Source organism: Frigoribacterium sp. 9N (genome assembly GCF_902506305.1).
Lineage (GTDB): Bacteria > Actinomycetota > Actinomycetes > Actinomycetales > Microbacteriaceae > Frigoribacterium.
The window spans coordinates 1,337,714-1,351,739 of sequence record NZ_LR733392.1; the positions used below are offsets into that span (position 1 = coordinate 1,337,714).

Annotated in this window: 10 protein-coding genes; 3 read left to right on the forward strand and 7 right to left on the reverse strand. The window is 73.7% G+C overall.

Features of this window, described 5'->3' with window-relative positions:
- Positions 1-97 precede the first annotated feature (97 nt).
- Complete coding sequence (locus ARTHRO9V_RS09315; protein ID WP_159826774.1) at positions 98-3,094, reverse strand: AAA family ATPase; 2,997 nt, start codon at positions 3,092-3,094, stop codon at positions 98-100.
- Entirely contained in the window at positions 3,091-4,287 is a 1,197-nt protein-coding gene (locus tag ARTHRO9V_RS09320; RefSeq protein ID WP_159826776.1) for an exonuclease SbcCD subunit D, read from the reverse strand. Before ARTHRO9V_RS09320 ends, ARTHRO9V_RS09315 begins: the two co-directional genes overlap by 4 nt.
- Positions 4,288-4,492: 205 nt before the next feature.
- Here ARTHRO9V_RS09320 and ARTHRO9V_RS09325 point away from each other — a divergent pair, with 205 nt between their 5' ends.
- Positions 4,493-5,704, forward strand: a complete 1,212-nt coding sequence (locus ARTHRO9V_RS09325) for a M20/M25/M40 family metallo-hydrolase (RefSeq protein ID WP_082460627.1) — start codon at positions 4,493-4,495, stop codon at positions 5,702-5,704.
- Between the two features lie 161 nt (positions 5,705-5,865).
- On the opposite strand, the gene ARTHRO9V_RS09330 is transcribed toward ARTHRO9V_RS09325, so the two are convergent.
- From ARTHRO9V_RS09330 to ARTHRO9V_RS09340, 3 genes are all read right to left on the reverse strand, one after another.
- The gene (locus ARTHRO9V_RS09330; RefSeq protein ID WP_056049415.1) at positions 5,866-6,885 is read right to left on the reverse strand and encodes a hypothetical protein; all 1,020 of its coding nucleotides are present in this window, start codon (positions 6,883-6,885) and stop codon (positions 5,866-5,868) included.
- Between the two features lie 186 nt (positions 6,886-7,071).
- A complete protein-coding gene (prpB, locus tag ARTHRO9V_RS09335) occupies positions 7,072-7,971 on the reverse strand; it encodes a methylisocitrate lyase (protein ID WP_159826778.1) in 900 nt (299 codons plus the stop codon).
- Positions 7,971-9,638, reverse strand: coding sequence for an MmgE/PrpD family protein (locus ARTHRO9V_RS09340; protein ID WP_159826780.1), 1,668 nt, complete (start codon positions 9,636-9,638; stop codon positions 7,971-7,973). The genes prpB and ARTHRO9V_RS09340 overlap by 1 nt, the downstream gene beginning before the upstream one ends.
- Before the next feature lie 210 nt (positions 9,639-9,848).
- Here ARTHRO9V_RS09340 and ARTHRO9V_RS09345 point away from each other — a divergent pair, with 210 nt between their 5' ends.
- Together ARTHRO9V_RS09345 and ARTHRO9V_RS09350 are read left to right on the forward strand one after the other, a co-directional pair.
- The gene (locus ARTHRO9V_RS09345) at positions 9,849-10,601 is read left to right on the forward strand and encodes an Ltp family lipoprotein (protein ID WP_159826782.1); all 753 of its coding nucleotides are present in this window, start codon (positions 9,849-9,851) and stop codon (positions 10,599-10,601) included.
- Positions 10,602-10,731: 130 nt separating this feature from the next.
- On the forward strand, positions 10,732-11,394 hold the full coding sequence (locus ARTHRO9V_RS09350; RefSeq protein WP_159826784.1) for a hypothetical protein: 663 nt from the start codon (positions 10,732-10,734) through the stop codon (positions 11,392-11,394).
- Positions 11,395-11,559: 165 nt separating this feature from the next.
- Here the strand turns inward: ARTHRO9V_RS09350 and ARTHRO9V_RS09355 are convergent, their stop codons facing one another.
- Together ARTHRO9V_RS09355 and ARTHRO9V_RS09360 are read right to left on the reverse strand one after the other, a co-directional pair.
- Positions 11,560-12,510, reverse strand: a complete 951-nt coding sequence (locus tag ARTHRO9V_RS09355; RefSeq protein WP_159826786.1) for an acetamidase/formamidase family protein — start codon at positions 12,508-12,510, stop codon at positions 11,560-11,562.
- On the reverse strand, positions 12,507-13,961 hold the full coding sequence (locus ARTHRO9V_RS09360) for an APC family permease (protein ID WP_056049559.1): 1,455 nt from the start codon (positions 13,959-13,961) through the stop codon (positions 12,507-12,509). The genes ARTHRO9V_RS09355 and ARTHRO9V_RS09360 overlap by 4 nt, the downstream gene beginning before the upstream one ends.
- Positions 13,962-14,026: the final 65 nt, after the last annotated feature.

Sequence of the window (14,026 nt, forward strand, 5' to 3'; positions counted from 1 at the left end):
CCCGCCGCCCCGGCCGGCCGGCCCGCCGCGCTGCCCCTCCCCGCTGCCCTGCTCAGCCGACCCGTCCCGCTGAGCCGACCCGCGCTGCCCTGCCTGCTCAGCCGGCCGTCGAGCGGAGCACCGACGACCCGTCGGGGCGGCGTCGCACCTCGACCCGGTCGGCGATGCGCTGCTTGAGCTCGTCGACGTGGCTGACGATGCCGATCACCCGCCCCGAGGCACTGAGCCGGCCGAGTTCGCTCATGACGGCGTCGAGGGTCTCGGGGTCGAGCGAGCCGAACCCCTCGTCGACGAACAGGGTGCCGAGCTCGAGCCCGCCGGCCTCGGCCTGCACGACGTCGGCGAGGCCGAGCGCGAGGCTGAGCGAGGCGTAGAAGGTCTCACCGCCCGAGAAGCTGCCGGGGTCGCGGGTGGTGTCGGTGGTCGCGTCCCGGATGACGAGCGAGAGCCCCGTCTTGCGCGAGCGCGACCCGACCTCGCGCTCGTCGGACGAGGCGAGCTCGTACCGCCCGCTCGACATGACCGACAGCCGGACGTTCGCCGCCGCCACGACCTCGTCGAACCGGCGCAGCAGCACGTAGGTGCCGAGCGTCACGCCCTTGACGTTCTCGCCGGTCGAGGCGCTGGCGAGGTTCGCCATGCGCACCACCGCCCGGGCGTGCTCGACGGCGGCGTCGGCCGCGGCGGTCACGGCCTCGAGGGCGGCCAGGGCCTGGCGCGACCGCTCGGCCCGGTCGCCGGTGCGCGTCGCGCGGTCGGTGACCTCGTCGAGCTCGGCCTCGACCCGGTCGAGGGCCTCGACGGCCGACGGGACGTCCGCCACCTCGTCGCCGGCCAGCACCGCGACCTCGGGCTCGACCAGCCCGGCCGCGACGATCGCCCGTTCGCGTTCGTGGGCCGAGACCCGCGCCTCGAGCGCGGCGAGGTCGCCTGCCTCGAGGGCGGCGTCGGCGACCTGGTCGACGTCGTCGAACCCGCTGCGCTCGAGGGCGGCCGCGAGCTCGGCACGTCGGACGGCCGCCGCGTCGGACGCCACGTCGGCGGCGTCAAGGAGGGTCAGGAGGCGCGTGTCGCGTTCGACCCCGTCACCGACCGCTGCGGTGAGCTCGGCGATGGTCGGGGCCCGACCGTCGAGCAGTCGCGCGATCTCGGCCTCGTCGTCGAGCAGGGCCCGCCGGTCGGCGGCCACGCGCTCCCGGCCGGTGGCGGCTCGCTCGCGGAGGTCGTCCCGCTCGGCCCGCAGCTCGTCGACCTCGCGGTCGTGGGCCACGAGCGCCGCCTCGGATGCCGCGAGGGCGGTACGGGCCCGGGTGGCCTCGGCCACGCGCAGGGCGAGCCGGGCCAGGTCGGACTCGACGTCGTCGCGGGTCAGGTCGCCCAGGGCGCGGCGGGCCTCCGCGGCCCGCCCCTCGGCGGTCGCGTGCCGTGCGGCGGACTCGCGCTGACGGGCCTCGGCCGCTCGGGACGTCCGCGACGCGGCCTCGACCTGGTCGTCGGTGGGGTGCTCGGTGCCGGGAGCCGCCGGGGCCGGATGCTCTCGCGAGCCGCACACGGGGCACGGGTCGCCGACGACCAGAGCCGCGGCCAGGTGACCCGCCATGCCCTCGATCTGCCGACGGCGGAGGCCCGCCTCGTCGTCGAGGGCCCGCAGTGCCGCCGCCGAGTCGTCGGCCAGTCGTGCGGACGCCGCGTCGACGGCCCGGCCGAGGGCGTCGAGGTCGTCGAGGTCACGCAGGCGGAGCCGCGCCTCGGCCGTCGCCTGCTCGGCGGCGACGAGGTCGGTCGAGGCGTCGGCCAGGGCGTCGCGCTCGACGACGAGCGACGCCCGCACGGCGGGGGCCGCGACGAGGTGCGCGTCGAGCTCCCGGCGCCGCTCGTCGGCATCCACCAGGGACTGCTCGGCCGCCTCGAGGGCGGTGCGGCGACCGGGCAGGGCCTTCTCGGTCCGGGCCGCCTCGGTCAGGAGGGCGAGTTCCGACAGTCGGGCGTCGCGACGGGCGGCGACGTCGGCTCGGAGCGGGGCCTCGCCGTTCGCCGCGGTCGTCTCGCCGTCCGCGACGACCCCGGCGGCCTCGGCCAGGCGTGACGCCGCATCACGCTCGGCCTCGGTCGCCCGCGTGACCGCGGCGAGGGCGTCGGTCACGGTCGCGGCCCGGGTCGCCGCGGCGACACGCGAGCGGACCGTGGCGATCTCGCCGTCGCCCTCGTCGAGGCGCGTCCGCCGGACGGTCAGGTCGGCTCGTCGGTCGAGTGCCGCCCCCAGCGCCCGCACGCGATCGAGGGACCGTCGTGCCGCGTCTCGGGCCTCGACCACCCGTGACCGCTGAGCCGACGCGGCGACGGCCTGGGCCTCGAGGTCACCGAGCAGGGCGACCCCGCCGTCGGCGGCCAGCCCCTCGTCGAGGGCCTCGGCCTCGAGGCCGCTCGCCTCGAGCAGTCTGGCTCGCGCCAGCTCGATGTCGCGGTCGGCGGCGGCGACGGCGGCGTTCGCGACCTTCCGCCGCTCGACGAGCTCGGCCGTGGTGCGCTCGTAGATCTCGGTGCCGAAGAGCGACTGCAGGACCTCTTTGCGCTTCTCGCCGGTCGAGCGGAGGAAGGCGGCGAACTCGCCCTGGGGCAGGACGACGGTCTGCACGAACTGCTGGCGCGTGAGCCCGAGGATGCGCGAGACCTCGGCGCCGGCCTCTTGCGTGCTGATCGAGACGATCTCGCCGTCGACGGCGTCGGGCGACGAGAGGCGCCACAGCTTGGCGGTCGCGTTCGCCGGCGTCGTGCCCGTGCCGCGTGCCTTCGGACGGCGGTACGCGGGCGTGCGTCGGATGCGGTGCACGCCCGCTCCGTTCTCGAAGACGAGCTCGACGAAGGGCTCGACGTCGGGGGCGGCGTGGTGGCTGCGCAGGCGGTCGGGCGTCGAGGCCGAACCGGCGAGCCCGCCGTAGAGGGCGAAGACGATCGCGTCGATGATGGTCGACTTGCCTGAACCCGTCGGGCCCTCGAGCAGGAAGGTGCCCGAGGCGCCGAGCGCGGCGAAGTCGATGCTGTGCTCGCCCGCGTAGGGCCCGATGGCCCTCAGGGTCAGCCGGTGGAGGTTCATTCGCCGACCTCGCTCGCGAGTGCGGCCTCGTAGGCGCCGCGCACCACGGCGAGCTCGGTCTCGCTCGCCGCCCCGCCCGAGGCGAAGGCGACGAACTCGGCCGCCACCTCGATCGGGTCGGACTCGGCCGTGACGGCGGCGAGCGCCGAGGCCTCGACCGCGCCGACGGGCGTGTGGTGGATCGCGAGGGCGTGCGGGAAGTGCTCGGCCACCCGCGTGTAGAGCCGTTCGGGGTGCACCGGATCGGTCACGAAGACCCGGAGCCAGGCGTCGCGCAGGTCGTCGTGGCGCCCGTCGAGCAGGGCGTCGAGGGAGTCCGTCACCTCGGCCAGTCGTCGCGGGACGGGAGCCGGGACGAGCTCGACCGAGACCGAGCCGTCGGCGGCCAGCTCGACGATCGTGGACGACTTGACCTGGTTCCGCTCGCCGAACGAGAAGGCCAGGGGCGAACCCGAGTAGCGCAGGCGACCGGACGGGCCGACGCGCTGGGCACCGTGCAGGTGGCCGAGGGCGACGTAGTCGACGCCGTCGAACGCGGCCGACGGCACGGAGTCGACGCCGCCCACCCGGATGTCGCGCTCGCTCTCGCTGCGCTCGGGCGTCGGGGCGCCGTCGGGCTCGCGGTCGGCTGCGGGCCCCGCCACGACGAACGCGTGCGCCACCACGACCGACCGGGTGCCGGGTCGCCCGGAGAGGTCGTCGCGCACCCGCTGCATCGCCGCACCCACGACGGCCGCGTGCGACCGGGGCAACGGCTCGTCGGCGCCCGCCGGTGCCAGGGACCTGCGGACGCTGTCGGGGTCGAGGTAGGGCAGCCCGTAGAAGGCGACCGGCCCGTCCGGGTCGTCGACGACGACGGGCTCGTCGAGCAGGTCGACCGACGCCAGCAGGTGCAGGCCCGGGCGCATCAGCTCGGCCGCGAACCCCAGACGCACCGCCGAGTCGTGGTTGCCCGGCGTGACGATCACGGTGGCGTGCTCGGTCAGGCCCGCGAGGGCCCGGCCGAGGAGGCGCACGCTGGGGACCGCGGGGACGGCCCGGTCGTACACGTCGCCCGCGACCACCACGACGTCGATCGACCGTTCGACCACGAGCCCCACCAGGTGGTCGACGAAGGCCTGCTGAGGCTCGTGCAGGTCGACCCCGTGCAGCGTGCGCCCCAGGTGCCAGTCGCTGGTGTGCAGGATGCGCACGGGGCCCCTCTCGTGGATGTCGCGGTCGGTGCGGCAACGGGTGCCGGAGTCGGTGCCCCCGACTGTATCGGGGGCCTCCGACAGAGCCGACCGCGCCTCCTCGGGTCCCGCGCCGCGCCTCCTCGGTCCGGCGCCGCGCCTCCTCGGGTCCCGCGCCGCGCCTCCCCACCGGTCGCCGCCCCGCCCACGGGAGTGAGATGGTCAGATGCCCGCACACCGTGGCGGGCCCGACGAGAGCGAGACCGTGAGCCACGACGCCCTGCAGCCCGACCAGGTCACCGCCCTCCGTCGCGAGGTCGAGGCCCGCCTCGACGCGATGGTGGCCGACCTGACGACCTACGCGAGCCTCGAGACGCCGTCCGACGACGTCGACCTGCTCGAGGCGGGGCTCCGCTGGATCGAGACCTGGCTCGGCGAGACCGTCGGCCCGCCGGCCGAGCGCCGGGTGCACGTCGTCGAGGGCTACGGCGACACGGTGACCCTCGACTACCCGTCGCCGTCGGGCTCGACCGAGTGGGTGTCGGCCCTGTGCCACTACGACACGGTCTGGTCCGAGGGGACGCTGGCCGGGTGGCCCGTCACGGTCGAGGGCGACCGCATGACCGGCCCGGGCGTCTTCGACATGAAGTCCGGGCTGATCCAGCTCGGCAACGCCCTCGCGATCGGCGACCGCCTGGGGCTGCCACGTCCGAACGTGCGCCTGCTGCTCAACGGCGACGAGGAGGTCGGCAGCATCGCCTCGCGTGAGGCGATCGAGCGCGAGGTCGGACGAGGAGGCGCGGTGTTCGTCTTCGAGTCGGCCGCCGACGGTGCCGTGAAGACCGCCCGCAAGGGCGTCGGCATCTTCGAGGTCGAGGCCTTCGGGGTCGAGGTGCACGCCGGCCTGCATCCGCGCTCCGGGGCGAGCGCCGTCGACGAGATCGCCCGCGTCGTCCTGGCCCTGCACGCCGCCGCCGACGTCGAGGCGGGCACCTCGCTGAACGTGGGAGTGCTTCAGGGCGGCACCCGCACCAACGTCAAGGCCGGCTACGCCCGCGCGATGGTCGACGTCCGCGTCACCTCGTCGACCGAGGCCGAGCGCATCGAGCGGGTCTTCGCCGGACTCGCGGCGCACGATCCCGCCGCGACGCTGAAGGTCACCGGCGGCTGGAACCGCCCGCCGATGGAGCGCTCGGTCGCGACCGGCGCGCTGTACGAACGCGCCGCCCGGGTCGCCACCTCGCTCGGCTTCGAGTTGCGCGAGGTGTCGGTCGGCGGCGCCAGCGACGGCAACTTCGCCGCCGCGCTGGGCCTGGCGGTGCTCGACGGGGTCGGCGGCGTCGGCGGCGGAGCGCACGCCCGACACGAGTGGATCAGCGTGCACGGCATGGTCGAGCGCACCGAGTTCGTCAGCGCCCTGTTCGCCGACCTCGCCTAGTCCGCCCCAACCAACCCCACCGCACCGCTTTGCCGTGCTTTGCACCGCTCTGCACCGCTCCGCACCGCCGAGTGGACACGACGCCGCCGCGCGACACGGCGCCTTGTCCACTCGGCGGTTCGCTGCCGCGGCGCCGACGACGCTGTGCGAATAGCGCACCCTCACGACCACGACGCCGAGGTGCGGCCCGACCGCAGCGGCACCCCGCCACGGCGCACGATCGCCGCCAGCCGTCGCGGATCGAGCGCGTCGTCGATGTCACATCTCTCGATGCGTCGGACCCGCCCCGTGCCCAGCAATCGAGCCTCGCGCTTCTTCTCACGGCGCACGACCTCGGCCGGGGACGAGCCCGCGAGCAAGCGAGGGTCCGAGTACTTGCCGAAACCGTCGAACTCGAGCACGAACCCGAACTCTTCGAAGAAGAAGTCGCATCGTCCGACGAATCCCCGGGCGTCGAAGAACTCTTCTTGCAGGATCGGCTGAGGCGCACCGAGCCGATGCAACGCGACTCGCACGAGCGACTCCCCGCCGTTCTCGGACAGGGGCGTGGCGAACGAGATCGCTCGCCCGAGTGCCAGCTCACCCCGCCGTCCGACCACGCCGTCGGCCATCGCCCCGAACCGGAGCCGGAACTCGTCACGCAGATCGTCGACTCGGGTGCGCATCTCGGCGGCCCTCGGAAGCCGACTCTCGACCAAGAGCCGACGACGCATCACGCCGTCGAGACAGAGGACGCCGTCGTCGAACCCGGATGACCTCGCGACGTCGAAGGCGGTGCGCAGCTCACTCGTGACCAGCAGGTCGCCCACCGACTCGATCTCGTCGTCCTCGAGACCGGCCCCGTGCTTGACGAGGACCGGCGTGCACTGGGTCGAGGCCCGACGTCGGTCGATCACGTGCACCCGGCGCGGGTCGCCCTGGACGCTCGGCAGCCCGTGCACGGCGACGGCCGAGCCGTGGGACACGACGCAGTCGGCGGGGAGCGCGGACACGGCGGCCCGCACCCGGACGACGTGGCGACGCCAGGGCCTCAGTCGGCCCCAGTCCTCCGTCGCCACGTAGACGCCCCGTTGGACGCGCACGAGACGTCCCGCGGCGGCGTCGCGTCGCAGGGCGCGCGCCTCGCGGGACTGCGCACCCGGCGTGGCGGAGAAGATCAGATCGGGGAGGTCGTCGTCCATCCCTCGATGCTCGCCCGTCGATCGGACCCGGCCGCGCCTCCAGAACTTCGCTGTGGACGACCGCCCACCCACCGCGTCATGTCGACGAGACGACCTATGCGCACCGAGAACCGCCGAGTGGACAGCGCGCCGCCGCATGACGCGGCGCGCTGTCCACTCGGCGGCGTCCAGCACCGGCGCCCGACCTCAGCCCTCCAGCGTGAAGTCGTAGACGCCGGCGTCGAAGCGGGCGTAGCCGGGGTAGTCGATCAGCTCGTAGAGCTCGGCACGGGTCTGCATCGTCGGCACCTGCGACTCGAGCGACCCGTCGGCCACGAGCGCGTCGAGCGCCCGGGACGCCGCGCCCATCGCGGCACGCATGAGCGACACCGGGTGGATGACCATGCTCACGCCCACGTCGTGCAGTTGCTGGTGCGTGAAGAGGGCGCTCTTGCCGAACTCGGTCATGTTGGCGAGCACGGGCACGTCGAGCGCGGAGCAGATCGCCTCGAACTCGCCGAGGTCGGCCATCGCCTCGGCGAAGATCGCGTCGGCCCCCGCGTCGACCAGGGCCCGGGCCCGGTCGACCGCGGCCTCGAGCCCGTCGAGCGCCCGGACGTCCGTGCGCGCCATGATCACGAGCGACGGGTCGCGGCGCGCGTCGACCGCGGCCCGGATGCGCCCTGCCGCCGTCGTCGCGTCCACGACCTGCTTGCCGTCGAGGTGGCCGCAGCGCTTGGGGTTGACCTGGTCCTCGACGTGCAGCCCGGCCACGCCGGCGGCCTCGAGCGCCTGGACGGTGCGGGCGACGTTCATCGGCTCGCCGAACCCGGTGTCGGCGTCGACGAGCACGGGCAGGTCGGTCATCGACGCGATCTGCCCGGCCCGTGTGGCGACCTCGGTGAGCGTGGTGAGGCCGATGTCGGGCAGCCCGAGCTCGTTGGCCATCACGGCGCCCGACACGTAGACGCCGTCGAAGCCCTTCTGCTCGATCAGGCGCGCGGTGAGCGGCGTGAACGCGCCGGGGAAGACCAGGGTGCGCTCGTCGGCCAGCCCGGCCCGGAACGCCGCACGCTTGTCGGCCGGCGACACCGTCGAGTACAGCATCAGAAGAGCCCGCCCGGCTGGGCGGTGGCACCCGCGAGGGCGTCGGGAGCGACGATGCCGAGCTGCCGCACCTCGGCCGCCGTCAACGAGGGGAGGCGCGTGGCCAGGTCGACGAACCGCTCGACCTCGGCGTCGGGCAGCACGCCCTCGGCCAGCGTGCGGAACTTGCGCACGTAGTCCTCGCGTCCGAAGGGCCGCGCCCCCAGGGGGTGGGCGTCGGCGACGGCGATCTCGTCGACGAGGGTCGTGCCGTCGACGAACTCGACCTCGATGCGGCCGCCGAACGCCTTCTCGGCGGGGTCGGTCGAGTGGTAGCGGGCCGTCCAGGCGGGGTCCTCCGCCGTGGTGATGCGCTGCCACAGCTCGACGGTGTCGGGACGCTGCGCCCGGGCCGGGGCGTAGCTGCGCTCGTGGTGCCATTCGCCGTCCTGCAGGGCGACGGCGACGATGTAGGGGATGGAATGGTCGAGCGTCTCGCGGCTGGCCGTGGGGTCGTACTTCTGCGGGTCGCCGGCGCCCGAGCCGATCACGACGTGCGTGTGGTGGCTGGTGTGCAGCACGATGCGGCGCACCTGCGCCGGGTCGCGGAGGGCGGGGTGCGCGCGGCCGAGCCGCCGGGCGAGGTCGATCCAGGCCTGGGCCTGGTACTCGGCCGAGTGCTCCTTCGTGTACGTGTCGAGGATGCCCCGCTTGGACGCACCCGGCGCCGCTAGGGGCACGTCGTACGACGCCCCGGGTCCGTCGAGCAGCCAGGCGATCACGCCGTCCTCACCCTCGTAGATCGGGGCGGGGCTGCCCTGGCCGCGCATCGCGCGGTCGACGGCCTCGACCGCGGCCTTGCCGGCGTAGGCCGGGGCGTAGGCCTTCCACGACGAGATCGCGCCCTTCCGCGACTGCCGCGTGGCCGTCGTCGTGTGCAGCGCCTGGCCGATCGCCTGGTGCACCACCTCGGTCGAGAGACCGAGCATCGTGCCGAGGCCGGCCGCGACCGACGGGCCGAGGTGGGCGACGTGGTCGATCTTGTGGGCGTGCAGGCTGATCGCCCGGACGAGGTCGACCTGCACCTCGTAGCCGGTCACGATGCCGCGCAGCAGGGCCGCACCGTCGAGTCCGCGGTGTTGTGCGACGGCGACCATCGCCGGGATGTTGTCGCCGGGGTGCGAGTACTCCGCCGCGAGGAACGTGTCGTGGAAGTCGAGTTCGCGCACGGCGACCCCGTTCGACCAGGCGGCCCACTCGGGCGAGACGGGGTGCTCGGGCGCGACGCCCGTGACCTGCGAGCCCGCGCCTCCGGTGGTCGGCGGATGCGCGAGCGCCTGGTCGCGCGCGACGGCGACCGGCGCGCGCAGCAGCGATGCGGCCGAGACGGCGGCGTTGTCGATCAGGCGGTTGATGACCATCTCGGTCACGTCGTCGTCGACGGGTGCGTCGTCGGTCGCGAGCGCGGCGAGGCGCCACGCGAGCTCGTCCTCGCGGGCCAACGGCTGGTCGCTGCGGTGCACCCGCACGGTGTGCACGACGAGGTCGGCGGTCGGGGCGGCCGGCCCGTCTCGACCGTCCGTGACCCCGGACGAGGAGGCGCGGGTCGCGTCCCCTCGGCCGCCCGCGTCGGTCGTCGCCCCGGCGTCGTGTGCGTGCTCGGACGCCTGCTCGTGCTGCGTGCCCATCGGCCACCCTCTCTGGTGGGGCGGGCGTCGTGCGGCCCGCCGTGCGCCGTCGTCGGTGACGGCCGTGTCGTTGACGACCAGTCTTGCACCCGGTCCGGGCGACGCGCCTGGCGTCCCCCGGCCCGGACGATGCGCCTGGCGTCCCCCGGCCCGCCGACGCGCCCCGTTCGGGGGTGAACCCGTCTGTCCGCCACCTGGCAGGCTGGGAGCATGACGACCGAGAGCCCGCTGGGGGGCGGCTCCGACGAGCGACGCCCCTCCGCCGACCAGCCGACCACCTCCTACCCCGCGACGGGGACGTCGACCCCGCCGCCGCGACCGGGCCGCCCGATCGGGCTCGCGATCGCCGCCCTCGTCGTGGGCGTCGTCGCGTTCCTGCTCGGCCTCGTGCCCGTGGTGGGCACGATCGTCGGACTCGCCGCCGTGGTGCTCGGCATCATCGCGCTGCTGCGGCACCAGTCGAAGGTCATGGCGTGGATCGGCCTCGGCCTGGGAGCCGTCGCCACCATCGTGTCCATCGTCGTCGCCGTCGGCCTCGGCGCGGCGATCGACAGCGTGCAGCAGGACGACCCGGCCGTGACCGCCACCTCCGAGCCCGCCCCCGTCCGCACCTCGTCGACGCCCGCGCCCACCGCGTCGGCCACGCCGACGTCGGCGGCCGCCGACGTGCCGGCCGACCACTCGGACGCCCTGGCGGACGCCGAGACCATCGCGAACGGCCTCGGCAGCAGCAAGCTCGAGACCTACGCGAAGCTCGTGGCCGGCGGCGCCTCCGAGGCCGCGGCGCAGTACGCGGTCGACACGGTCGACGCCGACTGGCAGGCCAACGCCGTCCGCAAGGCCAAGGCCTACGCGGCGGACGGCATGACGGGCGACGTGCTACGCAACCAGCTCGTCAGCGAGTACGGCGAACAGTTCACCGCCGAGGAGGCCGACTACGCCCTGGCGCACCTCGACGACTGACGCCTCGTGACGCGATCGTGATCCTGGCCGGCCCGACCTCATCCTCTGGGACGAGTGCTCGGGCCGGACCGGTCTGTAGCGTCGAGAACGACTGCCGGGGGGACGACCCGACGACCAGGAGGGCACGACCATGAAGAGCACGACGACGATGCGCGCCGCGATCGGCACGGGGGCCACGGCCTGCTTGATCCTGGTGCTGACCGCAGGCTGCGCGGGCGGGGCCGGCGACGCGACGCCGAGCCCGTCCGAGACGAGCTCGGCGACGCCGCCGTCGGCCACCGCCACGCCCACGCCCGCGCCCACCGAGACCGCCGGCCCGGTCGCCCTCCCGGTCGACTGCACCGACATCGTCGACCAGGCCACCTACGCCTCGACCTTCGGTGACATCCCGCTCAACCCGGTCGAGTTCGGCGGCTCGGGCACCAGCTCGGGCGTGGTCACCCCGACCACCCCGCCCGCCGGGGCCGGCGCTCGTGACGTCGTCGGGGCGGCGACCGAGCTGTCCTGCCTCTGGCGCGATCCGCGGGCCGACGTCTCGGGCATCTCGGTCGCGATGGGCCACCTCGAACCCGCCGCCGGCGCCGCGGCCCTCGACGGTCTCGCCTCGCAGGGCTACACCTGCACCTCGGTCCACGAGGGGCGCAGCTGCCAACTCGTGACGCCCGACCCGCTGTACCCGGTGGACCGCGCGCAGACCTACTGGCTGCGCGACGACGTCGTCGTCACCGTCGACCAGACGAACGTGCCGACGGACGACCTGATCGGCTCGATCGCGACGCGCCTCTTCGGCTGAATCCGCGCCTCCTGCACCTGTCGCACCGTGGACCGGACGTCGCACCGCCGAATTCGGCGGTGCGACGTCCGGTCGGCGGTGCGGCGCACGCGCGGCGCACGCGCGGCGCACGCGCAGCGCACGCGCAGCGCACGCGCAGCGCGCGCAGCGCAAGCGCGGCGGGCGCTACAGCACGTGCTTCGGGACGCGGTGCAGCGTGACCGCGCCGACGGCGTCGAACGGGTGCAGCGGATCGGGGGCGACCGAGCCGGTCGGGCCCCCGAGCCTCGAGTGCCCCACGGCGCTGAGCACGGCGTAGGCGTCTCCGCGCGACCAGCCGTGGTCGTCCACGAGGAACGAGAAGGCGTCCTCGTACCCGCGGCGGATGCTCTCCTGCACCGGGTCGCCGAGGCCGACGAAGATCCAGTCGTCGGCGGTCTCGATGCGCGGCGCCCGCAGGCCGAGACCGGGCACCAGGTCGATCGAGACGACCGCCGTGCCCTCGGCCTCGATGGCCACGAACGACGACTCGCCCTCGGCCATGATCGCGTGCACGTCGCCGATCGACAGGTACGCCCCCTCGACCATGACCGGGAGGTAGACCGTCGACCCGACCGTGTTCTCGGTGACGTCCATGTTGCCGCCCTGGGCGTACGCGGGCATGATCGTCGAGTTCTCGCCCTCGGCGGGCGCCGTGCCCATGCAGCCGATCATCGGGCGGGCCTCGAAGACGTGCCGGTCGGTGACGTGCACCCCGTCGGAGTCGATCGGCACGCGGCGGGTGAACATCTCGTCGCCCATGACGTGCTGCAGGGCCCCGGACCCGGGCAGGCTGACCGACCAGCCGTGCTCGATGAGTCGGATCTCGTGCACCGTGACGGCGAGCGCGTCGCCCGGCTTCGCGCCCTCGACGTAGACCGGCCCGGTGACCGGGTTGATCGGCACGGACAGCTCCGCGAGGTCGTGGTGTCGGTGCAGCTCGGCGTAGACCGCGTCGCTCGTCTCGAACCCGATGCGTTCGCCGGTACCCGGCTCGATGCGCAGGGCCGGCGGCACCGTGGCGGTGAAACCGGGACGACCGTGCTCCTTGCCGAGGAAGTGGTCGATCCCGTCGTGGGCGGCGTCCTCGGCGGTCATGCGTCGCGCCGTTCCGAGTCGGCCGCGGGCACCGACGTGACCGCCGGCTCGTCCGCACCCTGCCCGAGGGACGGCGCCGCGCCTCCTCGGCTGCGGTAGTAGAGGAACACGCCCGCGCCGAGCACCAGCCAGACGAGCCCGCCGATCTTGGCCTCGGGTGCCGCGTTCACCAGCACGTAGCCGATGATCAGGAACCCGACCACGGGCACGACGAGGTGCAGCAACCAGTTGCGCGACTTCTTCTTCACGACGTAGTGCACCACGACGGACACGTGCAGCAGCATGAAGCCGAACAGCGCCCCGAAGTTGACCAGCGACGAGATGACGTCGATCTGGCCGACGAAGAACAGCACGAGCACGGCCGAGAGCGCCGACACGACGAGGATCGCGGCCTGCGGCACCTGACGCGTGTTGATCTTCGACAGGAACGCCGGCAGCTGCCCGTCGCGGCTCATCGAGAACAGCAGACGCGACGTCGCGGCCTGGGCGGCCATGGCGTTCGCGATGCCGACGGCCAAGACGTTGACGACGAAGAACGCCGTCGCCCACCCGCTGTTCGACGCCTCGCGCACGAGGTCGAAGAAGGCGTTCCCGGCCTCGCCCTCGGGGAACGAGTCGCGGCCGCCGGCCAGCGCGCTGGCCAGCCAGGTCTGCAGGATGAAGCAGAACGCCACGATGAACAGCGCGATGATCATGGCCTTGCCGGCTCCGCCGCGCTTGCCGGTGCTCTCCTCGGCGAGGGTCGAGATGCCGTCGAAGCCGAGGAAGCTCAGCACGGCGATCGACAACGCCGAGGCGATCAGGGGGGCGGTGACCTTGCTGGAGTCCCAGATCGGGTCGGTCGTGAACTCGGCACCGGGGATCGTGCCGCCGTTGAGCGCCGTCACCGCGATGATGACGAAGATCACGATGAAGACGACCTCGATGGCGAGGAACACCCGGTTCATCAGCTTGATCGAGCTGATGCCGAGCAGGTTCACGGCGGTGTTGACGGCGACGAAGATCAGGGCCCACATCCAGCGTGCGGTGCCCGGGAAGATGCCGATCATCGACTCGGCGGCGAAGACGTAGAGCAGCGTCGGCACGAGCAGGTAGTCGAGCAGGATGGCCCAGCCGGCGAAGAACCCGGCCACGGGGTGGATGCCCCGCCCGACGTACGAGAAGACCGACCCGGCGAGCGGGATCGACTTGGCCATCTGCGCGTAGGCGAGCGCGGTGAAGATCATCGCGACGAGGCCCACCAGGTAGACCAGCGGCACCATGCCCGAGGAGGCGTTGTAGACGGTGCCGAAGATCGCCCAGGGCGCGATCGGCACCATGAAGATCAAGCCGTAGATGAGCAGGTCGACGGTCGAGACCGACCGCTTGAGTTCTTGCTTGTAGCCGTACTGCTCGAGCTGCTGCTGGTTGCTCAGCTCACCGCCGGAGGCGGCCTTCGTGGGCAGGGACATGGTGTGCTCTCTCGCTCGGGTGGGGATCGGGTCGGTGCGGGTGCGGTGCGGGTGCGGGTCGGGTC

Bases quoted from the DNA above. Each gene is read 5' to 3' on its own strand.
- ARTHRO9V_RS09315 (WP_159826774.1), bottom strand. From the start codon at position 3,094: ATGAACCTCCACCGGCTGACCCTGAGGGCCATCGGGCCCTACGCGGGC.
- ARTHRO9V_RS09325 (WP_082460627.1), top strand. From the start codon at position 4,493: ATGCCCGCACACCGTGGCGGGCCCGACGAGAGCGAGACCGTGAGCCAC.
- ARTHRO9V_RS09330 (WP_056049415.1), bottom strand. From the start codon at position 6,885: ATGGACGACGACCTCCCCGATCTGATCTTCTCCGCCACGCCGGGTGCG.
- prpB (WP_159826778.1), bottom strand. From the start codon at position 7,971: ATGCTGTACTCGACGGTGTCGCCGGCCGACAAGCGTGCGGCGTTCCGG.
- ARTHRO9V_RS09340 (WP_159826780.1), bottom strand. From the start codon at position 9,638: ATGGGCACGCAGCACGAGCAGGCGTCCGAGCACGCACACGACGCCGGG.
- ARTHRO9V_RS09345 (WP_159826782.1), top strand. From the start codon at position 9,849: ATGACGACCGAGAGCCCGCTGGGGGGCGGCTCCGACGAGCGACGCCCC.
- ARTHRO9V_RS09350 (WP_159826784.1), top strand. From the start codon at position 10,732: ATGAAGAGCACGACGACGATGCGCGCCGCGATCGGCACGGGGGCCACG.
- ARTHRO9V_RS09355 (WP_159826786.1), bottom strand. From the start codon at position 12,510: ATGACCGCCGAGGACGCCGCCCACGACGGGATCGACCACTTCCTCGGC.
- ARTHRO9V_RS09360 (WP_056049559.1), bottom strand. From the start codon at position 13,961: ATGTCCCTGCCCACGAAGGCCGCCTCCGGCGGTGAGCTGAGCAACCAG.